This window comes from Mycobacterium sp. DL99 (assembly GCF_004762045.1).
Classification (GTDB): domain Bacteria; phylum Actinomycetota; class Actinomycetes; order Mycobacteriales; family Mycobacteriaceae; genus Mycobacterium.
The window spans coordinates 2,802,626-2,824,538 of sequence record NZ_SJOM01000007.1; the positions used below are offsets into that span (position 1 = coordinate 2,802,626).

Sequence of the window (21,913 nt, forward strand, 5' to 3'; positions counted from 1 at the left end):
GATTCTGAGCGAAAACCGGGAGGTGACGATGGCCGGCGATACGGGTACGGACGCGGCTGCGGGCCAGGCGGTGCAGTCGCCGCCGGTGTTGCCGGGCACCACCGGACCCGACGCCACGAAGACCAGCGCCTCACGGCGGGTGCGCGCGCGACTGGCCCGCCGGATGACGGCGCAGCGCAGTGCGGTCAACCCGGTCCTGGAGCCCTTGGTCGCGGTACACCGCGAGATCTATCCGAAGGCCGACCTGCAGTTGCTGCAGCGCGCCTACGACGTCGCCGAGCAACGTCACGCCGACCAGCTCCGCAAGTCCGGTGACCCCTACATCACCCATCCGCTGGCGGTGGCCAACATCCTGGCCGAGCTCGGTATGGACACCACCACGTTGGTGGCCGCGCTGCTGCACGACACCGTGGAGGACACCGGGTACACGCTGGAGGCGTTGACCGCCGAATTCGGCGCCGAGGTGGGCCACCTCGTCGACGGGGTCACCAAGCTGGACAAGGTGGTGCTTGGCTCGGCCGCCGAGGGCGAGACGATCCGCAAGATGATCATCGCCATGGCCAGGGACCCGCGGGTACTGGTCATCAAGGTGGCCGATCGGTTGCACAACATGCGCACCATGCGCTTCCTGCCGCCCGAGAAGCAGGCCCGCAAGGCCCGCGAGACGCTGGAAGTCATTGCGCCACTTGCCCATCGGCTCGGTATGGCGACGGTCAAGTGGGAGCTTGAGGATCTGTCGTTCGCGATCCTGCATCCGAAGAAGTACGAGGAGATCGTGCGGCTGGTCGCCGACCGGGCGCCGTCACGCGACACCTACCTGGCCAAGGTGCGCGCCGAGATCGGCGTGGCGCTGAGCGCGATGAAGATCAACGCGGTCGTCGAGGGCCGGCCCAAGCACTACTGGTCGATCTACCAGAAGATGATCGTCAAGGGGCGCGACTTCGACGACATCCACGACCTGGTCGGTGTGCGGATCCTGTGCGACGAGATTCGTGACTGCTACGCGGCAGTCGGCGTCGTGCACTCGTTGTGGCAGCCGATGGCGGGCCGGTTCAAGGACTACATCGCCCAGCCGCGCTACGGCGTCTACCAGTCGCTGCACACCACGGTGGTCGGCCCGGAGGGCAAGCCGCTGGAGGTGCAGATCCGGACCCGGGACATGCACCGCACCGCGGAGTACGGCATCGCCGCGCACTGGCGGTACAAGGAAGCCAAGGGCCGCAACGGGGTTCCGCACAGTCACGCCGTCACCGAGATCGACGACATGGCCTGGATGCGCCAGCTGCTGGACTGGCAGCGGGAGGCCGCCGACCCCGGCGAGTTCCTCGAGTCGTTGCGTTACGACCTTGCGGTGAAAGAGATCTTCGTCTTCACCCCCAAGGGCGATGTGATCAACCTGCCGACCGGTTCGACCCCGGTCGACTTCGCCTACGCGGTGCACACCGAGGTGGGACACCGCTGTATCGGGGCCCGGGTCAACGGTCGGCTCGTCGCCTTGGAACGCAAGCTTGAGAACGGCGAGGTCGTCGAGGTGTTCACCTCGAAGGCCCCCAATGCCGGTCCGTCGCGCGACTGGCAGACCTTCGTGGTATCGCCGCGGGCGAAGGCCAAGATCCGGCAGTGGTTCGCCAAGGAGCGCCGCGAAGAGGCCCTGGAGTCCGGTAAAGACGCCATCGCGCGGGAGGTCCGCCGAGGCGGACTTCCGTTGCAGCGCTTGATCAATGCCGACTCGATGGGCGCGCTGGCGCGGGAGTTGCGTTACGCCGACGTCTCGGCGCTCTACACCGCGGTCGGCGAGGGTCACGTCTCGGCGCGCCACGTCGTGCAGCGTCTGCTCGCCCAGTTCGGCGGCGACGATGCGGCCGAGGACGAACTCGCCGAGCGGTCCACCCCGTTGACCATGCCGGTGCGGCAGCGCAGCACCGACGACACCGGCGTCGCGGTGCCGGGAGCGCCCGGCACCCTGACCAAGCTCGCCAAGTGCTGCACGCCGGTGCCCGGCGACACCATCATGGGCTTCGTGACCCGCGGTGGCGGGGTCAGCGTCCACCGCACCGACTGCACGAATGCGGCGTCGCTGCAACAACAGTCGGAACGCATCATCGAGGTCAACTGGGCGCCGTCGCCGTCGTCGGTGTTCCTGGTGGCCATCCAGGTCGAGGCGCTGGACCGGCACCGTCTGCTCTCCGACGTCACCCGGGTGCTGGCCGACGAGAAGGTCAACATCCTGTCGGCGTCGGTGACGACGTCCAACGACCGGGTCGCGATCAGCCGGTTCACGTTCGAGATGGGCGATCCCAAACATCTGGGTCACCTGCTGAGCGTGGTGCGCAACGTCGAAGGCGTGTACGACGTCTACCGCGTCACGTCGGCGGCCTGACGCCCGGTACCGGGATCTGCCACATCGCCTGACCGACGGCCAGTACGCCGCGCGCGGGCAGTGTCACCTCACCGATGACGGGGTTGGCGGCCAGGCGTGCCGGCCGGCCCAAGTCGTGGCCGTCGAGGGTGGCTGACGCCGTCGTGATGAGGTACATCTGTTGGGGCATCAGGGTTCCGACGTGCCCGCTCGGCATGACGCCGGTCATGCGCACCTGACCCATGCCCAGTCCCGCGGCCAGGATCTCGCGCGCCCGCACCAGCGGCCGAGGCCGCCAGGTACTCAGCGGTAGGCGCCGGCTGACCGCGTTCATGGCGCGCAGCACCGGCCCCGCCGTGGCGGTCAGCGTCCAGTCCAGTGCGGGGGTGTCGACCGTGACACGTAGCGATGCGGGCCCGGTCCAGTCCACGGTGATCTCGGCGAAGCCGGTGTAGGCACACGCCGGTCCGTAGTAGCGGGGGCACGCGGTGTCGAGGCGGTCGCCGTGCACGAAGATCGACCACTGCCCGGCCGGGTCACGGTGCCACACGGTGCGATACGGCCCGAAGTCGTTCTCCGGGAACACCCGGAGCGCCAGCACATGGCCGCTGTCGAAGGGCAGCCCGAAAACACCCCAGCCCTTGACGTATTCGTGGTCGGGCCACGGCGCCTGTCCGCAGTGTTCGGGCAGATTGGACAGGGGAGAGGCGAGATTCAGCATGGTCGTCGACATCGTCGGTCCTCACTACGGGTTCTCGTTCGGTTCGTGAGGTGAACGCTAGGAGCGCACAAGCCCGGTGTCGTCGGGCATTCGCCCTACTTTTCGGCTTCGGTCAGCGTGTCCAGCAGACCGTGCGTAACGGCGTAGAGCGTGGCGGTGCTGCGGGTCGACGAACCCGTCTTGGTGTAGATGCGCTCGATGTGGGTGCCGGCCGTCTTCGGGCTGATCCCCAGCGTGTTCGCGACCTGCCGGGTGGACGCGCCACGGGCGATCAGCCCCAGTACCTCGATTTCCCGCGGTGTCAGCCCGTCCGGACCCACGCGGCGTCGATGCCGGGGGCCGCCCGCTGCCTCGACAACGGCGTCGACTGCGGCCGCATCCAGCCTTCCGCGCCGGACCTCGGCCCGCAGTTCAGCGCCGGCGGCCTTGGCGGACAACGCCGGTCGGTACGGCCGCGGCTCAGTCATGGCGCGGTAGCAATCCGCGCCGGCGAGGATGCGTCCGGTCACCGGGATCGACGGTCCGGACAGGCCGCGGTGCGACCCCGAGCCGTCCATACGTTCATAGGCCAGCGCCGCCACCGCACCGATGCGCGCCACCGGGCCGGGTCGGGCCAGAACCCGTTCGGTGTAGTACGAACTCAGCCGCAGTCGCTCGTGGTCGGAGGCGCTGAGTTTCCCGGGCTTGTCCATGATCGTGGCGGGTACGCCGTGCAGGCCGATGTCGTGCAACAACGCGGCGCGACGAACCAGGACGGTGTCGCCCGCGGCCAGGCCGGCGAGCTTTGCGGCCTGCGCCGCGAGTTCGGCCACGCCGCGCGAATGTCCGGCACGGTGTGGCGATCGAAGGTCGGTGAAATCCGCGAATGCCTCCAGTACCGAGTCGAGTTGGTCGTCGGTGAGACGTCGCTGCAGCGCCGGCTCGGCGGCGATCAGATCGTGACAGTCCGGTTCGTCATCGCCGTCGGACAGCAGATCGCCTGCCGCTGCACAGAATGCGTCGACCACGGCCGGGTCGAACTGGGTGCCGCGACGCGACGTGGCGACAGCGACGGCGGCGTCCACCCCGGCGTCTCGGTGCACCGCCTCGGCCACGTCGGCGAGGTGAAAGAGTCGCATCGGCAAGGCAATTGCGTCGCCGCCGAGGCCGGCGGGCACCCCGTTGCCGTCCCACCGTGCGAAGAATTGGCGCAGAGCGTCACCGACGGCGGTGTCGAGACCGAGCCGCTCGGCCATCGTCGAGGTGTTCAGGCAGTGCGACATCAGCCCGTGCTCGATGTCGCGGCCACCGGTCGCGATGAGCGTCGCGGTCTTGCGCACCCGGTTGAGCAGGGGGCCGGCCGAAGCGGCGTGCGACAGCATGAATGTCGCCCCGCCCAGCCCGCGGAGATCGACGCGGTAGCTGTCGGCGCGAAACGCGATGTCATCGCCGAACCAGGCCGACACCTCGGGTGCGTCGGCGATGCAGCCCACCCAGCCCAGCACCGCCGTGTAGTAGAGATCGGCTCGCTGCTCGGCGATCAGTCCGACACGCTCGCCCAGGCGTGCGGCGAGTCGCCAGGACCGCAGCACGTGCTCCATCGGCTGCCCCAGACCGAGATCCATGGCAAGCGAGAACGCGGCCAGCAGTTCAGCCAGGGATATGCCCGAATCCCGGCTGCCGCGATCCATACCGGTGAGCATAGGACCCGCCGGCGCACCGGTCAGTACGTCGGAACGCCTCGCCGCTCAGCCCAAGCTGGCGGATTTGATCGTCACCGATGTGGCGGGCTCGCCGTCGTCGCTGCCGTCGGCGACCCCGTCGGCGGCGATCGCGTCGAGGGTGTCCAGCCCGGTGTTGTCGATGGTGCCGAACACGGTGTACGTCGGCGGCAGCAGGGAATCTTCGTACACCAGGAAGAACTGGCTGCCGTTGGTTCCCGACCCGGCGTTCGCCATCGCCACGGTGCCCCGCGGATAGACCACGAGCTGCTGCACCGCGGGGTCGGAGAGCCGGTACTGGTTGGTCGGGTACTCGTTGGGGAACCGGTAACCGGGCCCACCGGTTCCGCTGCCCGACGGGTCACCGCACTGCAGCACCGAGAGGACTCCGGTGGTCAGCCGGTGGCACTGGGTGCCGTCGAAGAATCCTTGGGAGGCCAGGCTGGCGAAGTTGTTCACCGTGCACGGCGCCTTGCCATTGGCCAACTTGAGGCCGATGCTGCCGCGATCGGTGACGATCCCGGCTTCCACCGTGGCCGGTTCGGTCGGCACCGTGCCGGTGCGCGGCGGCCTGACCGGCTTGGTGGCCGGTTCGGTGGTGGCCGGGTACTGGCAGTTGGCGCCGAGGTTCGCCGGCGGCGTGAATGCCGGCAGTTGTTGCTCTGAACCCGGGGAGGCCGTGTAGCGGTCGTGCCGGGGCATGTCCTCCGCGGCTTTGACGACGATGAAGGCCAACACCACGGCCAATACCAGCGCCACGATCGCCAGCGCCGTCATCACGTACCCGATGACCAGGCCCGCGATCGCGATGCCGCGGCCCTGTTCACCGCTGCGCTTGAGCTGCGACAGCGAGATGTGCCCGAAGACGATGCCCAGCGGCGCGAAGAGGACGGCACACACCAGTGACGCGACGGCCATGGCGTTGGTGCGGGCAGGCGGCGGGTAACCAGCCGGATATCCCATCGGATAACCCGGCGCGTAACCGGGATCGTCCGGCTGGTAGCCGCTGTAAGGGGGCGGGACAGTCAACGGCGGACTAGTCCAGGGCCACAGACTTCAGCTCGACCGGCAGATTCGGTGCGCCGTCCGGTCCGCCGCCGGCGACACCGGCTGCGGCGATCTTGTCGAGCGTGGCCAGACCGGTTTCGTCGATCTTGCCGAACACCGTGTAGTTCGGTGCCAGCTGCGAGTCCTGGTACACCAGGAAGAACTGGCTGCCGTTGGTGTTCGGCCCGCCGTTGGCCATCGCCACCGTGCCGCGGGGGTAGAGCACAGGCTGCTGAAGCGCCGGGTTGTCCGGCTGGTACTGGTTGGTCGGGTACTCGTTGGCGAACCGGTAGCCGGGGCCACCGGTGCCCTGGCCGGTCGGGTCACCGCACTGCAGCACCGACAGGCCACCCGTGGTCAGCCGGTGGCACGGGGTGTCGTTGAAGTAGTTCTTCGAGGCCAGGCTCGCGAAGCTGTTGACCGTGCACGGCGCCTTGGCGTTGTCGAGCTGGAGCCCGATGTTCCCCTGGGTGGTGACCATGCTGACGCTGATGGTGGCCGGATCGGTGGGGACCTTACCGGTGTTCGGCGGTTCGACGGGCTTGCTGGCCGCAGCTGCGGCCGGGTACTGGCAGTTGGCGCCGAGGTCGGCGGGTGCGACGAAGGCCGGCAGCTGGCCGTTGGCAGCAGGCTGGGCCGGCGCCCCCGACGTCGCGGTGGTGGTGTCCGCCGAGGCGGTGGTGCTGCCCGAGTCCTTGCTGGTGAACACGAACGTGGCCACGACGGCCGCGATGACGACGATTGCCGCAGCGGCTGAGCCCGCGATGGTCAGGATGCGACGTTTGCGTTCCTGGGCGGCGCGGCGCTCCAGCTGTTCCTCCAGCTTGCGCTTGGCGGTCTCACGCCGTTCTTCGTTGGTCGGCACCGCGGCAGTCCTCCTTGTGGGCGGTCGGGATTGGTGACGAGTCTGCCAGGCGAGCTTGGGTCCTGGGTCTGCGACCCGCGGGAACCGCAGGTGGCGGCGCGGCCGTGGGAAACTGGGGCCGTGTTCATAACCGGATTCCCGGCCGGGATGCTGGCATGCAACTGCTATGTCCTGGCCGAGCGGCCAGGGGCCGACGCGATCGTCGTCGACCCAGGCCAGCGGGCCATGGACCGGCTGAGCCGGATTCTCGACGAGAACCGGCTCACCCCGGCAGCTGTCCTGCTGACGCACGGTCACATCGATCACATCTGGTCGGCCCAGAAGGTGGCCGACACCTATGGCTGTCCTGCCTACATCCACCCCGAGGACCGGTTCATGCTGACCGATCCGATCAAGGATTTCGGGCCCGCCGTCTTTGGGCGGCTGTCCCGCCTGGCGTTCGGTGTGCTGCTCTCCGAGCCCAAACAGCTGATTGAGCTGGACCGGCACGGTCAGACCCTCGATTTCGGCGGCCTCTCGGTGACCGTCGACCACACCCCGGGGCACACCAGGGGATCGGTGGTGTTCCGGGTCGACAGGACTGTTTTCACAGGCGATACGCTGTTCAAGTCCTCGGTCGGCCGCACCGACCTGCCCGGTGGCAGCGGACGCGACCTGCTCGAGTCGATCGTGACAAAGCTGTTGGTACTCGACGACGACACCGTGGTATTACCAGGACACGGCCCGCGCACATCCATCGGGCACGAACGCCGCACCAACCCGTTTCTCGAAGGTTTGACTCTGTGACATCTGCATTCCAGGCGCCCAAGGGCGTGCCCGATTACCTACCGCCGGAGTCGGCGCAGTTCGTGGCGGTCCGGGACGGCCTGCTGGCGTCGGCGCGCCGCGCCGGCTACGGCGACATCGAACTGCCGATCTTCGAGGACACCGCGCTGTTCGCCCGAGGTGTGGGCGAGTCGACCGATGTGGTGTCCAAGGAGATGTACACGTTCGCCGACCGGGGCGACCGCTCGGTGACCCTGCGGCCCGAAGGCACCGCCGGCGTGATCCGCGCGGTGATCCAGCACCGGCTGGACCGGGGCGCGTTGCCGGTCAAGCTCTGCTACTCGGGGCCGTTCTTCCGCTACGAACGGCCCCAGGCCGGACGCTACCGCCAGCTGCAGCAGGTCGGGGTGGAGGCCATCGGCGTCGATGATCCGGCGCTCGACGCCGAGGTGATCGCGATCGCCGACGCCGGATTCCGGTCACTGGGTCTGGACGGCTTCCGCCTCGAGCTCACCTCCCTGGGCGACGACACCTGCCGGCCGGCCTACCGGGAGCTGCTACAGGACTTCCTGTTCAAGCTCGACCTCGACGAAGACACCCGGCGTCGCGCCGAGATCAACCCGCTGCGGGTGCTCGACGACAAGCGGCCCCACGTGCGGGAGATGACCGCCGACGCCCCGCTCATGCTCGACCACCTGTCGGATAGTGCCAAGGCCCACTTCGAGGTGGTACAGGCGCACCTCGACGGTCTCGGTGTGCCGTATGTGATCAACCCGCGGATGGTGCGCGGGTTGGACTACTACACCAAGACCACATTCGAGTTCGTGCACGACGGGCTGGGCGCGCAGTCCGGCATCGGCGGAGGCGGGCGTTACGACGGCCTGATGAGTCAGCTCGGCGGGCAGGACGTGTCCGGCATCGGCTTCGGGCTCGGCGTCGACCGCACGCTGCTCGCATTGCAGGCCGAGGGCAAGTCGGTGACCGGTGTCGGCGGCGTCGAGGTGTTCGGCGTGCCGCTGGGCGACGCCGCCAAGCTGGAGTTGGCCAAGCTGGCCGCGCGGCTGCGGGCCGGCGGCGTGCGGGTGGACCTGGCCTACGGCGACCGCGGGCTCAAGGGTGCGATGAAGGCGGCCGACCGTTCGGGCGCCAAGTACGCGCTCGTGGCCGGCGACCGCGACATCGAGGCCGGCACCATCGGGCTCAAGGATCTCGCGACCGGCGAACAGGTGGATATCGCCACCGATTCCGTTGTGGCCGAGGTGCTTTCCCGGCTGGCCTGACCCATCGCCCCGCGGTGCAGGGGGTCAGATGGCCATTGCGGCCCGGACGTCGGCTTCTGAAGTCGAGCCACCGGTGCCGCTCGAGGTGATGCGGCCGGCCTCCAGGATGTAGTAACGCTGAGCGGATTCCAGCGCGAACCCGATGTGCTGCTCCACCAGCAGCACGCCCAGATCGCCGCGTGCGGTCAGCGACGTGATCGCGGCTTCGATCTCGGCCACCACCGACGGCTGGATGCCTTCGGTCGGCTCGTCGAGGATCAGGCACGTGGGGCTGGCGATCAATGCCCGGGCAATCGCGAGTTGTTGCCGCTGGCCACCCGACAGGAGACCGGCCCGCCGGTTGAGCAGTTCCTTGAGGGCGGGGAACAGGTCCAGCTGCTCATCGATCAGCGCCTTGCCGTTACGCCGGCCATCGGCGACCACCTGAAGGTTCTCGGCGGTCGTCAGCTGGCCGAAGGACTGCTGTCCCTGGGGTACGTATGCCAGGCCCCGGGCCACCCTCGCACTCGGCCGCAGTCTGGTGATGTCCTCACCGTCGAAAAGCACCTTGCCCGCAGTGCATTTGAGCAGTCCGACGGCCGCCCGCAGCAGCGTCGTCTTGCCTGCGCCGTTGTGACCCATCACCGCCGCGACACCGTCGGACGGCACCGCGATGCTCGCGCCGTGGATCACCTCGGATCGGCCGTAACCGGTTCGGACATCGAGAAGTTCGAGCATCAGGAGATTCCTTCCACGCCGGCCGCGGCAGTGCCGAGGTAGACCTCTTGGACCTTCGGGTTGGCCTGCACCTCGGCCACCGAACCCTCGGCGATCACCTGGCCGCGGGCCAGCACCGTCACCGAGGTCGCGAATGCCCGCATGAAATCCATGTCATGCTCGACCACGACCACGGTGCGGGTTCCGCCGATGCGGCGCAACAGGTTTCCGGTCTCCTCACGTTCCTCGTGGCTCATCCCGGCCACCGGCTCGTCGAGCAACAGGACATCGGCGTTCTGCACCAGCAGCATGCCGATCTCCAGCCACTGCTTCTGGCCGTGAGCCAGTACGCCGGCGGGTTTGTCGGCCAGGTCTGCCAGCCCGGTGGTTTCCAGTGCTTCCTCGATCGCGGGCAGGATGCCGCGCCGGCGGCGCAGCAGTGTCCACGGCGAACGGCCCGCGCCCGCCGCGATGTCGAGGTTCTGCAACACCGTCAGCTGTTCGAACACGCTCGCGGTCTGAAATGTGCGGCCCACGCCCAGTCGGGCGATCTGGTGCACCTTCTTACCGAGCAGTTCCACACCCGACTTGTTCACTGAACCGGTGGCTGCCACCAGGCCGGTGATGGCGTCGATGACGGTCGTCTTTCCCGCCCCGTTGGGGCCGATCAGAAAGCGCAGATCACCCTGAAACAGGGTGAGGTCGACATCGCTGACCGCTTTGAACCCGTCGAAATCTACTGTGAGACCGCGGACTTCCAGATACTCGGCACCCATGCCGGCGTTGCCGCCGGCCATCGGCTCGGGCGCCTCGGTGGCCTGCTCGGCTCCGGTCACGATGAGGCACCTACTTTCTCCGTATCGGTGTTTGATGCCGCCTCGGGCTGGGACTCCTCGGCATCCGCTGTGGTGGACCGCCGGCGCCGCCACCGGGCGAACAGCACACCGAGCCCGGCCAGGCCGGCGGGGAAGAATCCGACCACGACGATGAACAACAGGCCCTGCGCGTAGATCCACCCGGACGGAAACCGTTCGGAGAACAGGGTTTGGGCCCAAGCCACACCGATGGCGCCGAGAACCGGGCCGAGCAGCGTGGTGCGCCCGCCGATCGCCACCCCGATCAGGAAGGCGATGGACGGCACGATGCCGACCTGTGACGGCGCGATGAAGCCGACGATCGGCACGAACAACGCACCGGCGATGCTGGCGAACAAAGCGGCCAGGGTGTAGGCCACGACCTTGATGTTGGCCGGGTCGTAGCCCAGGAACCGCACGCGCTCCTCACCGTCGCGCACGGCGACCAACAACTCGCCGTAACGGCTGTACATCAGTTGACGCACCACGGCGACCACGATCAGCAGAGTCGCTGCCGCAATGAAATAGACCATCCGCTTGTTTGTCGGGTCATTGAGGTTGAACCCGAAGAAGGTTCGGAAGTTCGTCAACCCGTTGCTGCCGCCGAGGCTGGTCTGGCCGACGAGCAGGATCGCCAGCGCCGCGGCCAACGCCTGCGAGAGGATCGCGAAATAGGCGCCCTTGACCCGGCGCTTGAACACGCCGAAGCCGAGCAGGGCTGCGATTCCCGTCGGCAGTACCAGGATTGCCAACAACGTGAATGCGGGGGAGGCGAACGGTTCCCAATAGGTAGGCAGGTGCCGTACCCCGGCGATCTGCATGAAGTCGGGCACGTCGTGCCCGCGGATCTCGGCGTCGGCGATCTTGAGGTGCATGCCCATCATGTAGCCGCCGAGGCCGAAGAACACGCCCTGCCCGAGTACCAGCATTCCGCCCCGGCCCCAGGCCAATCCGATGCCCACCGCCACGATCGCGAAGCACAGGAACTTCCCGAGCAGGCTGAGCCGGAAGTCCGACAGCGCGGCGGGGGCGACGCCGAACAGCACCACCGCCGCGATGCCGAATCCGGCCCAGGTCTGCCAGCGGCCCAGGTTCGTCCGTATTCCCTGTGTCAGTGCGCTCATACCAGACTCCTGGTCCGAACCGTGAACAATCCCTGCGGGCGCACCTGCAGGAAGATCACGATGATGCCGAACACGATCACCTTGGCCAGCGACGCTGTGGTGCTGTACTCGATGAACGAATTCAGGAAACCGAGGGCCAACGCCGCGATCACGGTGCCCTTGATCTGGCCCAGACCGCCGACCACCACCACCAGGAAGGCATCGATCAGGAAGCTCTGGCCGATGGTCGGACTGGTGGAGCCGATGAGCGTCAGCGCCACACCGGCCACGGCGGCCAGGCCGGATCCGATGAAGAAGGTGGTGATATCGGTTCTGCGGGAAGAGATCCCGCTGGTCTCTGCCAGATCGCGGTTCTGCACCACGGCCCGGATCCGCCGCCCCATCGGGCTGGTCTTGAGCACGGTGGCGAGCACCGCCACACATACGACTGCCAACACCAGGATGAATATGCGGGTCTTGGGCACCACGGCGCCGAGAATCTCGACGCCACCCGAGAGCCAATCCGGGGCAACGACATTGACCGCAGGCGCACCGAAGATGTCGCGGGCCACCTGTTGGAGGATCAGGCCGACGCCGAAGGTGACCAGCAGCGTGTCCAGCGGACGGTGGTACATCCGCCGGATCAGCGTCACCTCCAACAGTGCGCCCATGGCGCCGCCGACGAGGAACCCGACCAGTAGCGAGATCAGTAGTGAGGCACCGGCATTGGTGATGACCTGCTGCACCACGTAGGCGGTGTAGCAGCCGGCCATGATGAATTCGCCGTGCGCCATGTTGATGACGCCCATCTGGCCGAACGTCAGGGACAGGCCGAGTGCGGCCAGCAACAGGATTGAGCCGAGGCTCAATCCTGTTGCCAGCTGGCCGATGAGGATGTCCATGCGGTGTTCGATTCCCCCGTCGCTTCGCTCGTCAGCCGGACAGCCCCGCGGCCCACGGGTAGGACTTCAGGTACGGGTCGGGATCGATCGGACCCTTGGACTCCCAGATCGTGTAGATCAGGCCGTCGGGCCGGATCTCGCCGATCCGCGCGGTCTTGGTGATGTGGTGGTTCTCGCCGTCGATCGTGACCTTGCCTTCCGGGGCATCGAAGCTGACGCCGCCGGCGTTTTCCTGAATCGCCGCGACGTCGAACGACTTGGCCTTCTCGACGGTGTTCTTCCACAGGTAGACCGAGACGTAGGCGGCTTCCATGGGATCCGAGGTGGGTTTCTTGGGATCCTTGACGAAGTCCTTGTAGGCCTTGACGAAGGCGTTGTTCACCGGGGTGTCGATCGTCTGGTAGTAGTTCCATGCGGTCAGCTGATCGGTGACGTTCTGCACACCGATGCCGCCGACCTCTTCCTCGGCGATCGAGACCGAGACCACGGGCATCTCCTGCGGGGTCAGGCCGACGTTGCGGTACTCGCGGAAGAACGCCACATTCGAGTCGCCGTTGAGGGTGTTGAACACGGCGTCGGCGTCGGCACTGCGGACCTTGTTGACGATGGTGGAGAAGTCGGTCGAGCCCAGCGGGGTGTAGTCCTCACCCTTGATCTCGATGCCGTTCTCTTTGGCGTAGGCCTTGATGATTCGGTTGGCGGTCTGCGGGAACACATAGTCGCTGCCCACGAGGTAGAGCGACTTGACGCCCTTCTCCTTGAGATAGTCCAGTGCCGGGACGATCTGCTGGTTGGTGGTGGCGCCGGTGTAGAAGATGTTCTTGCTCGACTCAAGGCCCTCGTACTGCACGGGGTAGTACAGCAGGGCATTGGCGCTCTCGAACACCGGGAGCATCGCCTTGCGGCTCGAAGACGTCCAACCGCCGAACACCGCAGCCACACAATCGCTGCTGATCAGCTTCTCGGCCTTCTCGGCAAATACCGTGGGCTCGGACGCCCCGTCCTCACCGATCAGTTCGATCTGTTTGCCCAGGACGCCGCCCTTGGAGTTGATCTCGGAGACCGCGAGCTTGATCGCGTCGCGCACCGTCACCTCGGAAATGGCCATCGTGCCCGACAGGGAGTTCAACGATCCGACCTTGATCTTCGGGCCGGAGGTGTCCACACAGGAAGTCGCGTTTGCTGTGTCGGTGTCGCTCGCCCGGCTGCCGCAGCCGGCCAGTAGCAAGCCGGCGACTGCGATCAAACTCCCTGCGGCTAACGTTGACCGACGGAACGGGACACGTCCTGGAACTCGCATGGGCGACCTTTCCCTTGAATGGCAGCGCTTCTCGGCCGATCACGATCGGCAGCGGTGCAAGAGGCTGACACCCTGTGCGGGTGTCGAATCGGGACGTTAGAGCGCAGCTGTTACTGGGAAATGTCTGTGTGTGACAAACAAATTAACCTCAAGCTAGGCAGAGTTGGTTTGCCGTTGACGCGGCGTCACGAGACCCGTTAGTCGCACCTGTAACAAGGCGGTAGCCTGCGTCGATATGAGGAACATGCGAAAAGCGACAACCACGGTCGGTGCGGCGCTGGTTCTGGCGGCCGCGGGTATGGCGGTCTCCAACGCAACGTCGTATGCGGACCCGGCGGGCCAAGGCCATCAGGTGAAGTACACGCTCACGTCTGGCGCGCCTTACGAATTCGACCTCTACTACCTGACGGCGCAGCCTGCGAGCAAAGACGCCTACAACGCGGACGCGTACAAGTACCTGCAGAAGGCGACGGTGAACGTCGGTCCCGACGCGCCCTGGGTCTTCGAGACCACGCTCGCCGACCCGCAGTGGGCGATCTTCACCGTCGCGAGCACGACGCACGGGGGCCAGGCCCAGCCCAACGCGCACTGCGAGATCGCCGTCGACGGTCAGATCGCCGTCCAGAACGATCATCCGTACAGCCCGCGCTGCCAGCTCGGTCAGTGGTAATCGGTGAGCTGACGCCCCGATGCGGGATTCGCGAGGATCCCACGGACTGAGATCCGCCTTGACTACGCACTCGAACTGTTGTTCGATAAGCGAGTGCACGTCGGGCGGTTCCGCTTCCGGCCCGATGTGCGTTTGACTGGGCAAGCGCCCTCGGCGCGCGCCGATGCCGTACCCGAAACCGCGGCATCGGCGCACCCAGTCTTCATTCGACGTATCCATTCGGCCTTCGTCTGCGCATGTTCGACACGGGTGGAATTACCTTGACATCAACATCGAACAGATGTTCGATGGGAGTGTGCGTTGGGATGGGCAAGCGGTCGGAGTCGACGACGGTGCATTGCCCGGCCTGCAGCGGGTCGGTTTGGTCCGTAGCGTCCGCTCGCCGCAGTTCGAGGGCATGACCTTCCATGAGGTGCTGTGCAAATCGGCCCTCAACAAGGTGCCGGCCGCATCCGCACTGCCGTTCCGCTTCACCGTCAACGGCTACCGCGGCTGCAGTCATGCATGTCGCTACTGCTTCGCCCGGCCCACCCACGAGTACCTGGACCTCGATTCCGGCTCGGATTTCGACTCGCAGGTGGTCGTCAAGACCAACGTCGCCGAAGTGCTCCGCCGCGAACTGCGTCGCCCGTCCTGGAACCGGGAGACGGTCGCACTGGGCACCAATACCGACCCGTATCAGCGGGCCGAGGGCCGCTACGCGCTGATGCCCGGGATCATCGCGGCGCTCGCGGATTCCGGCACGCCGTTCTCCATCCTCACCAAGGGCACACTGCTGCGCCGGGACCTGAGTTTGATCGCCGACGCGTCCGACCGGGTGCCGGTGAGTGTGGCGGTGTCGCTGGCGGTCGGCGATGAAGATCTGCACCGCGACGTCGAACCCGGAACACCCTCGCCGCAAGCGCGCCTCGGCTTGATCTCGGCGATCCGTGAGGCGGGCCTGGACTGCCACGTCATGGTCGCCCCGGTGTTGCCGTACCTGACCGATTCCGTCGAGCATCTCGACGCGTTGCTGGGCCGGATCGCGGCGGCCGGTGCGAGCGGGGTGACCGTTTTCGGTCTGCATCTGCGTGGTTCGACACGGGGCTGGTTCATGGATTGGTTGGGACGCGCGCGTCCTGATCTGGTCGGTGAGTACCAGCGGCTGTATCGGCGTGGGGCATACCTGCCCGCGGACTACCGCGACATGCTGCGGGCCCGGGTCCGGCCTTTGGTCGCCAGGCATGGGTTGACGGGCGCACCGCGGGTTGTCGACGCCGGTTCGGCTACGACTGCCGCGTCGCCCGTGCAGCCGACGCTGTTCTGAGCCGGTATTCGTCAGTGGTCACCACGAGTGGGGCCCGACCTGGTGGGTCAGTGCCTCCAAGGCGGGTGCGGCTTTCTGTAGCGCGCTGAGCTGACTTTTCGGGATGGCGTCGAGTGCTGCCGAGACTGTCGCTGCAATCGCGTTCTCGATCTGGTCGCGCTCGCGAAGGGCCCGGGGCGTGGGGGAGAGCAGGTAAACGCGCCGGTCGTTGTCGGCGACCCGTTTGCCGACCAGCCCGCGTTCGGTCAATGCACGGATCGCGGTGCTCACGTTGCTGGTCTGCATCGACAGGGAGTCGGCGACCTCGGACACGCTGCGGTCCGGTTGCTCCATGATCGAGCGCAGTACTGCGAGTTCAGATGCCGGAAGTGGATCCACTCCGACCTGGGCCGGGCCCAACCGTGCGATCCGCCAAGACAGGTCGTGCAGCACGAGTGCGAGTTCGCGGAGTCGGCCACCGTCGGCGGGAGGCGAAGTGTCGTCCATATCACCCTTCAATACTTATGGGTCAATAAGTATATTGATATAAGTAATCTTAACGCTCAAATATTGAAGTAAGGGGCACATGGCTTTTCGATCGGCAACTCCGGCCACCACGCCACCTTCAGTGGCACTGATCATCGTTCTGGCGTTACTCACCGCCGTAACACCGTTCTCGGTCGACATGTACATGTCGGCGTTTCCGGGCATGGCAGACGAGTTCGGGACGTCGGCGTCGATGATTCAGCTGACCCTGACCACCTTTTTGGTGGGCCTGGCGGTAGGGCAGTTGTTCATCGGCCAACTCTCCGATCGGCTCGGGCGGCGCAGTCCGATGCTGATCGGCGTCGTCGCCTGCCTGACGGCCAGTGTGTTGTGCGCGTTCAGCCCGTCGGTCCAGGTTCTGATCGCGTTGCGGTTCGTGCAGGGATTCGCCGGTGCCGCGGGGGTGGTCATCGCCCGGGCGATCATCACCGACCGCACCCGCGGTTCCCAGGCAGCGCAGCTGTATTCGGTGATGATGGTCATCGGGGTGCTGGCGCCGATCCTGGCGCCCGTGCTCGGCGGTCAGGTGGTCGCCGGCCTGGGCTGGCGCGCGGTGTTCTTCGCACTCGCGGGGTTGAACCTGCTGATGCTGATCGGTGCATTCTTCCTGGCAGGAGAATCGCTGCCCGTCGAGAATCGCCGTCCCGCCGGAATCAACGCCTTTGCCCGAAACGCTGTTTCGGTGCTCGGCAATCGCCGCTTCATGGGCTACACGCTTACCCTCGGCTTCGCCGCGGCGGCGATGTTCTCCTATATCTCGGCCTCGCCGTTCGTGCTCCAGAACATCATCGGTATGTCGCCTCGGGCCTACTCGCTCACATTCGGCGCCTGCGCCCTGGCGGTAGCCGTGTCGGGTGTGGTGTCGGCCCGGCTGGTTCGTACCGTCTCGCCACGCAAGCTTCTGCTGTGCGGTGTCTCGGCCATGGTCATCGTCACGCTGCTGATGCTGCTCAATGTCACAGTCGGTGGGGTGTTGCCATGGGTGACCGTGGCCCTGATGGCCGGCTTCATGGCTACCGTCGGCTTCACCTTCGCCAACGCGACCACGCTGGCGATCAGGGAGGTCCGGTACGCGGCCGGAACCGGCTCGGCGATCATCGGATTCGTGCAATACGGCCTCGGCGCCGTGGCGTCGCCCTTGGTAGGTCTGGCCGGTGAGCACAGCGCGGTGCCGATGGGGACGCTGATGTTCAGCTGTGCCGCACTGGCCGCGACAGCGTTGTTCGTGTTGACCCGCGGGCATGCTCCTGGCGGTGAAAGCGACTGGGATGACCGCGAAGTCGAGTCAGTCGTTCCCGAGGCCGTAGCCAGCTCCACGAACTAGCCGGCGAGCCCGCGAACGAAGTCCGCGATGGCCGCACCGATCTCGTCGGGGCTGTCCTCCTGAATGAAATGCGAACCGGAAACTGTCACTTCGGCCTGATTCGGCCAGGCCCGGACGAATTCACGGATGCGCCCGCGCATGATGGCGCCGGGTTCGGCGTTGACGAAGAGTTTGGGGACGTCGCTGGTCTTGAGCCAGTTGCCGTAGTCCTCGACGATGGCGACGACGTCGGCGGGCTCGCCGTCGACCGGGATGTTGCGTGGCCACGAGAGCGTAGGCCGGCGGTCTTCACCTGGCGCGCGGAACGGCGCGCGGTAGTGGTCCATCTCCTCGTCGGTCAGTGTGCGCCGGATCGCTCCGGGGAGTACACCTTCGACAAACATGTTCTGTTCCAAGACCATTGACTCACCGTAGGGGGAGCGGAAACCCTGGAAGACCTCCCGCACCGGGTCGGGCCAGTCCGCCCACGTCATCGGCGACGCGATGGCCTCCATGTAGGCGATCCCGGCCACGCGGTCGCGATGCTGATTGGCCCAGTCGAACCCCAGTGCCGATCCCCAGTCGTGCAGGACGAGCACCACACGGTCTCCCAGATCCAGTGAGTCCCAGAGCTTGAACAGGTAATCGCGTTGCTCCGCATAGTGGTAGCGGTCCGGCCCGGAATCGTCGAGCTTGTCGGAGCCGCCCATGCCGATCAGGTCGCACGCCACCAGCCGGCCGAGGCCTTCCAGGTGGGGCATCACGTTGCGCCACAGGTACGACGAGGTGGGATTGCCGTGCTGGAACACGATGGCCGAAGCGGCCGCGGCGTCACCCTCGTCGACGTAGGCCATCTGCTTACCGTTGATTTCCTTGTACTGCAGCTTTCCGTACGGTTCAGCGCTGACCATGACGTTCTCCTCAATGTGGTTGGTCTTCGGCAACTTTGGCGGCGGCGGCCCGAGCGCTACGTAAGATGCGCGCGGAGAATTCAGGGTCGGCGACCGCCCGGGACAGGGTCATGCCGCCGACGCAGACTGCCATCAGCGCGATGGCCTCGTCGAACCGTTCGTCGTCGGTGTCGTCGCCGCAGATCGCGGACAGCGACGTGCGGAGCTCGCGTTCGTACGCGGCACGAAATTCGTCGGATCCACGAGCTGCCTCGGAGCCCAAGGTGGCGAAGGCGCAGCTGGTCGCCAGGTCGTCGCGATGTGCCGGAGTGAGATAGCGCTTGGCCAGGCCACTCAGGCGGGCTCGCCAGGATTCACCGTGTGACGGCTTGATCCAGCGCGGGCGACCGGTGCCGATGGCATGGGCGAAGGCCGCACCCGCAAGCTCGTCCTTGGTGCTGAAGTGGGAGTAGAAGGCGCCATGGGTGAGCCCGGCATCGCGCATCACTGCGGCGATGCCGGCACCGGTCAGTCCCTCTTCGCGCAGCCTGCGTGCGGCGGCATCGAGGATCCGGTCCTGAGACTCCTGCTTGCTGTCGGCACGCTTCGTCGCTGGATTTCGCATGATAGGCATCATGCTAATCGCATGATGCCTATCATGGGAAGTGTCTTCTTGGAGAGACTGCCTAGTGCTCCAGCGCCCTGGCGCAGTTGGCGAGGATGCCGCGGAAATTCCACGGGAGCAGCCGTGAGCTGATGGCCTCCATCGCCTTACCGCCGGCGCGTGCGGGGTGGGTGTAGCTCGTCGTCCAGTCGATGTGCGTACCGTCGCCGCGGGGTGCGAAAGTCAGTGTGCCGCCGTCGTGATCGAACGGCGGGAAAGACCCGATGATCAGATACGAGTAACTGTTCGGGCGGTCGTAGGCCGTGATCTCCTCCCGAAACCACATACCGGCTCCGGTCACCGCCCGTACGGCCCCCACGGCGGGTTCCGACGAACCCGCCGCCCACCGGGACCGGAGCACCAGCGGTGCGGTGGACAGACCCGCTGGGTCGGCCATCCAGTCGAAGACCTGCTCGAGCGGTGCTGCGATCACTCGTTCCAAATGAATGGTGGGCATCGGGATTCCCCCTGCGTTGACTGGTCCCCACCGTACGCGGCAAACCTGTCGACACGACCGTGCCTCAGTGCTGAAGGACAGTCAGCTCTTGTTGCGCCTGACCTCATTGAACGGCACGCCGCGGTCGGCCGCGTGTTCGCGTGGGAAGCCCAGGATCCGCTCGCCGATCACATTGCGTGCCATCTCCGAACTGCCGCCGCCCAACGACCCTGTCTGGCGAGACAGGTAGCGGACCCCGATGTCGAGCAGGCCGGGGACATCTGCCGAACCTTCGTCGATCACACCTGCTGTGCCTGCGATGGCCAACGCGGTGTCGACCTCGAGTTCGGTGGTCTCGGCGTGGAACAGCCGGATCAGGGTGCCCGCGTTGGGTGGCAGCGAGCCGTTGGCGATGGCGCTGCCGACGTGGTCGATGAGCTGTTTCTTGACGATGCGCCGCACCAGGGCGCGGCCTGCCAGGTCCTGGACCCGGGCGTCGTCACCCTGCCCGGTGGCCTCGGCGAGTGCGATGTGATCCGGCGGCATCTCGTTCGCGTTCTCGGCCCCGGTCCCGCTGGCGAACTCGGATCCGCCCCCGACAGCGCGACGTTCGTGGTGCAGCTGGCGCGAGGCGACCGTCCAGCCGTCGTTGACCTCGCCCACCACGGCGTCCGCGGGAAGCTCCAGGTTATCGAAGAACTCCTCGCAGAACTCCTCGTTACCGTTCACCTCGGTGATGCGGCGCATCGTGATACCCGGAGCGTTCAGCGGCACCAGGAACATCGTCAGGCCCTCGTGTTTGGGCACGGTCCAATCGGTGCGGGCCAGCATCAACCCGTAGTCGGCGGCAAATGCACTGGTGCTCCAGGTCTTGGCGCCGTTGATGATCCACGTGTCGCCCTTCAGCTCTGCGCGGGTGATCACACCGGCCAGGTCCGACCCGCCGCTGGGCTCGGACAACAACTGGCAGAGCACCTCGTCACCGCGGATCGCGGCTGAAATGCGCTCGCGCTTCTGCTTTTCGCTGCCCATGTCGAGAATCGTCGCGCCGCAGATGGTGAACGAGGGAGTGTTGAGGATCAGCGGCATCTCATACGCGGTGCACTCGTCGTTGAACGCCTTCTGGTACGCATAATCCAGTCCCAGGCCGCCGTACTCGCGCGGAAAGCAGATGCCCGCGAATCCACCTTCGAAGAGGCGCTTCTGCAGTTCCTTTGCGCGCTCCCAGGATTCGGTTTCGGCACGCACCGAGAACGGGGGGTTGTCCGGATCGATGGACGGCATGTTCTCGGCCAGCCAGGTCCGGGCGCGCAGGGCGAATTCTTCGGCAGACTCAGTCGTGGCGGTCGTGCTCACGGTGTCAGTCATGCCCCAACCTCCTCGGCTGCGCGGATCTTGCGGCTCAGCGCGTACACCGCGCGATGGTGGTCTTCGGGTGAGCCGTACATGGCTCGGTACAGGGAGACCCTGCGCAGGTACAGATGCAGGTCGTGTTCCCAGGTCACGCCGATGCCGCCGTGTAGTTGCACGCAGTCCTGCAGCATCACTGGAGCGCGTTCGGCCACATAGGCTTTCGCGACGCTGACGAGCTTCGGTGCGTCCGGGGAACGTTCGGCCACCGCGGCCACCGCACCTGCCGTGGTGCCGCGCGCGGCTTCGAACCACATCTTCATGTCGGCCGCGCGATGCTTGAGGGCCTGGTACGAGGCCAACGGGCGACCGAAGCTGTGCCGGTCGACGAGCCACTGATTGGTCATCGTGAGCACCGCGTCGAGGATTCCGACGATCTCGGCGCACTGCAGCAGCAGGGCCACCTGGCGCTGGCGTTCGATGATGGCCGGCGTCTGCTCGGCGGACCCCACCGCGGCGGATTCGCCGACCTCGACGCCGTCGAATTGCACTCGGGCATAACGCTTGACCAGGTCCACCGACTTCTGCGGGGTGACCGTGACCCCGGCCGTATCGGTGGGCACGGCGAACTGCCGGATCTGCCCGTCGCACACGGCCACCACCAGCACCGTGCCGCTCTGGTCGCCGGCTTCGACGCGGTCCTTGACACCGTCGATCCGGTACCCCGATGCGGTGCGGGTTGCCGTGGTGCCGATGCCGGTGGCGGACTGCAGGGCCCCGAACGGCCGGTTGGGCTCATAGGCCGCCCAGGACGCCACGGTCTCGCCGGACACCAGAGCCTCGATCAATTCCTCATGCCCGCTGGGTGCTTCGACCAGGCCGGCCAGCACGATGCTGACCGGGTGCAACGGGCCGGGCGCCACCGTGCGGCCGGCCTGCTCGGCGAGCAGCGCCAGGTCGGTGACGCCGTCCCCGGACGGGCTGCCGCCGCCGAGCTCCTCGGGCACCAGCAGGCTGGCCCAACCCAATTCCGCTGCGCGGCCCCACCACTGGGAGTCGAACGCGACTCCCTCGGCGTGCAGCTGGCGCACGCGGGTCAGCGGCACCTCCTTTTCCAGGAAGGCCTGCGCGGTGGAGGTGAACAGCATCTGTTCGGGATTTGCCACATCGGTCATAA

21 protein-coding genes are annotated in these 21,913 nt (G+C 66.6%); 6 read left to right on the top strand and 15 right to left on the bottom strand.

Translation table 11 applies throughout. The features are described from left to right. Window positions 1-28 precede the first annotated feature (28 nt). Window positions 29-2,380, top strand: a complete 2,352-nt coding sequence (locus tag EYZ64_RS14040) for a RelA/SpoT family protein (RefSeq protein ID WP_135453992.1) — start codon at window positions 29-31, stop codon at window positions 2,378-2,380. Here EYZ64_RS14040 and EYZ64_RS14045 read toward each other — a convergent pair. The 4 genes from EYZ64_RS14045 to EYZ64_RS14060 all read right to left on the bottom strand — a co-directional run bounded on the left by EYZ64_RS14045 (window position 2,364) and on the right by EYZ64_RS14060 (window position 6,692). Then, window positions 2,364-3,092 carry a hypothetical protein gene (locus EYZ64_RS14045; protein ID WP_210115512.1) on the bottom strand — a complete coding sequence of 243 codons (729 nt, stop codon included), beginning with the start codon at window positions 3,090-3,092 and terminating at the stop codon, window positions 2,364-2,366. The two genes, EYZ64_RS14040 and EYZ64_RS14045, sit on opposite strands and share 17 nt — an antisense overlap. An 83-nt stretch (window positions 3,093-3,175) precedes the next feature. After that, a complete protein-coding gene (locus EYZ64_RS14050) occupies window positions 3,176-4,750 on the bottom strand; it encodes an HD domain-containing phosphohydrolase (protein WP_167857828.1) in 1,575 nt (524 codons plus the stop codon). Window positions 4,751-4,807: 57 nt separating this feature from the next. After that, window positions 4,808-5,809 (bottom strand): peptidylprolyl isomerase, encoded by a 1,002-nt coding sequence (locus EYZ64_RS14055; RefSeq protein WP_286174885.1) that lies wholly within the window; start codon window positions 5,807-5,809, stop codon window positions 4,808-4,810. Between the two features lie 7 nt (window positions 5,810-5,816). Continuing rightward, complete coding sequence (locus EYZ64_RS14060) at window positions 5,817-6,692, bottom strand: peptidylprolyl isomerase (RefSeq protein ID WP_135453994.1); 876 nt, start codon at window positions 6,690-6,692, stop codon at window positions 5,817-5,819. A gap of 120 nt (window positions 6,693-6,812) precedes the next feature. Between EYZ64_RS14060 and EYZ64_RS14065 the strand changes: the two genes are divergently transcribed. Both EYZ64_RS14065 and hisS read left to right on the top strand, forming a co-directional pair. Further along, the gene (locus tag EYZ64_RS14065; protein ID WP_135453997.1) at window positions 6,813-7,478 is read left to right on the top strand and encodes an MBL fold metallo-hydrolase; all 666 of its coding nucleotides are present in this window, start codon (window positions 6,813-6,815) and stop codon (window positions 7,476-7,478) included. Next, window positions 7,475-8,737: a histidine--tRNA ligase gene (gene hisS / locus EYZ64_RS14070; protein WP_135453998.1), complete on the top strand. Its 1,263-nt coding sequence runs from the start codon at window positions 7,475-7,477 to the stop codon at window positions 8,735-8,737. Before EYZ64_RS14065 ends, hisS begins: the two co-directional genes overlap by 4 nt. A 24-nt stretch (window positions 8,738-8,761) precedes the next feature. Here the strand turns inward: hisS and urtE are convergent, their stop codons facing one another. The 5 genes from urtE to urtA are packed head-to-tail and all read right to left on the bottom strand — an operon-like array spanning window position 8,762 to window position 13,592. Continuing rightward, window positions 8,762-9,454, bottom strand: a complete 693-nt coding sequence (gene urtE / locus EYZ64_RS14075; RefSeq protein ID WP_135454000.1) for an urea ABC transporter ATP-binding subunit UrtE — start codon at window positions 9,452-9,454, stop codon at window positions 8,762-8,764. Further along, the gene (urtD, locus tag EYZ64_RS14080) at window positions 9,454-10,209 is read right to left on the bottom strand and encodes an urea ABC transporter ATP-binding protein UrtD (RefSeq protein ID WP_286175283.1); all 756 of its coding nucleotides are present in this window, start codon (window positions 10,207-10,209) and stop codon (window positions 9,454-9,456) included. The genes urtE and urtD overlap by 1 nt, the downstream gene beginning before the upstream one ends. Window positions 10,210-10,265: 56 nt before the next feature. After that, the gene (gene urtC / locus EYZ64_RS14085) at window positions 10,266-11,390 is read right to left on the bottom strand and encodes an urea ABC transporter permease subunit UrtC (RefSeq protein ID WP_135460000.1); all 1,125 of its coding nucleotides are present in this window, start codon (window positions 11,388-11,390) and stop codon (window positions 10,266-10,268) included. A 17-nt stretch (window positions 11,391-11,407) separates the two neighbouring features. Continuing rightward, window positions 11,408-12,292, bottom strand: coding sequence for an urea ABC transporter permease subunit UrtB (urtB, locus tag EYZ64_RS14090; protein WP_135454002.1), 885 nt, complete (start codon window positions 12,290-12,292; stop codon window positions 11,408-11,410). Window positions 12,293-12,323: 31 nt separating this feature from the next. Next, entirely contained in the window at window positions 12,324-13,592 is a 1,269-nt protein-coding gene (gene urtA / locus EYZ64_RS14095) for an urea ABC transporter substrate-binding protein (RefSeq protein ID WP_135454004.1), read from the bottom strand. Window positions 13,593-13,827: 235 nt separating this feature from the next. Here urtA and EYZ64_RS14100 point away from each other — a divergent pair, with 235 nt between their 5' ends. Together EYZ64_RS14100 and EYZ64_RS14105 are read left to right on the top strand one after the other, a co-directional pair. Then, window positions 13,828-14,262 (top strand): Rv2576c family protein, encoded by a 435-nt coding sequence (locus tag EYZ64_RS14100; RefSeq protein WP_135454006.1) that lies wholly within the window; start codon window positions 13,828-13,830, stop codon window positions 14,260-14,262. A gap of 295 nt (window positions 14,263-14,557) precedes the next feature. Beyond that, window positions 14,558-15,568, top strand: a complete 1,011-nt coding sequence (locus tag EYZ64_RS14105) for an Rv2578c family radical SAM protein (RefSeq protein WP_210115651.1) — start codon at window positions 14,558-14,560, stop codon at window positions 15,566-15,568. 18 nt (window positions 15,569-15,586) lie between these two features. Here the strand turns inward: EYZ64_RS14105 and EYZ64_RS14110 are convergent, their stop codons facing one another. Further along, entirely contained in the window at window positions 15,587-16,054 is a 468-nt protein-coding gene (locus EYZ64_RS14110) for a MarR family winged helix-turn-helix transcriptional regulator (protein WP_135454011.1), read from the bottom strand. Window positions 16,055-16,133: 79 nt separating this feature from the next. Here EYZ64_RS14110 and EYZ64_RS14115 point away from each other — a divergent pair, with 79 nt between their 5' ends. Continuing rightward, entirely contained in the window at window positions 16,134-17,417 is a 1,284-nt protein-coding gene (locus EYZ64_RS14115; RefSeq protein WP_135454013.1) for a multidrug effflux MFS transporter, read from the top strand. On the opposite strand, the gene EYZ64_RS14120 is transcribed toward EYZ64_RS14115, so the two are convergent. The 5 genes from EYZ64_RS14120 to EYZ64_RS14140 all read right to left on the bottom strand — a co-directional run bounded on the left by EYZ64_RS14120 (window position 17,414) and on the right by EYZ64_RS14140 (window position 21,911). After that, a complete protein-coding gene (locus tag EYZ64_RS14120; RefSeq protein WP_135454015.1) occupies window positions 17,414-18,307 on the bottom strand; it encodes a haloalkane dehalogenase in 894 nt (297 codons plus the stop codon). The two genes, EYZ64_RS14115 and EYZ64_RS14120, sit on opposite strands and share 4 nt — an antisense overlap. A 10-nt stretch (window positions 18,308-18,317) precedes the next feature. Further along, window positions 18,318-18,911 (bottom strand): TetR/AcrR family transcriptional regulator, encoded by a 594-nt coding sequence (locus tag EYZ64_RS14125; protein ID WP_167857829.1) that lies wholly within the window; start codon window positions 18,909-18,911, stop codon window positions 18,318-18,320. Between the two features lie 61 nt (window positions 18,912-18,972). Then, window positions 18,973-19,407, bottom strand: a complete 435-nt coding sequence (locus EYZ64_RS14130) for an SRPBCC family protein (protein ID WP_135454019.1) — start codon at window positions 19,405-19,407, stop codon at window positions 18,973-18,975. A gap of 81 nt (window positions 19,408-19,488) precedes the next feature. Continuing rightward, a complete protein-coding gene (locus EYZ64_RS14135) occupies window positions 19,489-20,754 on the bottom strand; it encodes an acyl-CoA dehydrogenase family protein (RefSeq protein WP_135454021.1) in 1,266 nt (421 codons plus the stop codon). Next, the gene (locus EYZ64_RS14140) at window positions 20,751-21,911 is read right to left on the bottom strand and encodes an acyl-CoA dehydrogenase family protein (protein ID WP_135454023.1); all 1,161 of its coding nucleotides are present in this window, start codon (window positions 21,909-21,911) and stop codon (window positions 20,751-20,753) included. Before EYZ64_RS14140 ends, EYZ64_RS14135 begins: the two co-directional genes overlap by 4 nt. Window positions 21,912-21,913: the final 2 nt, after the last annotated feature.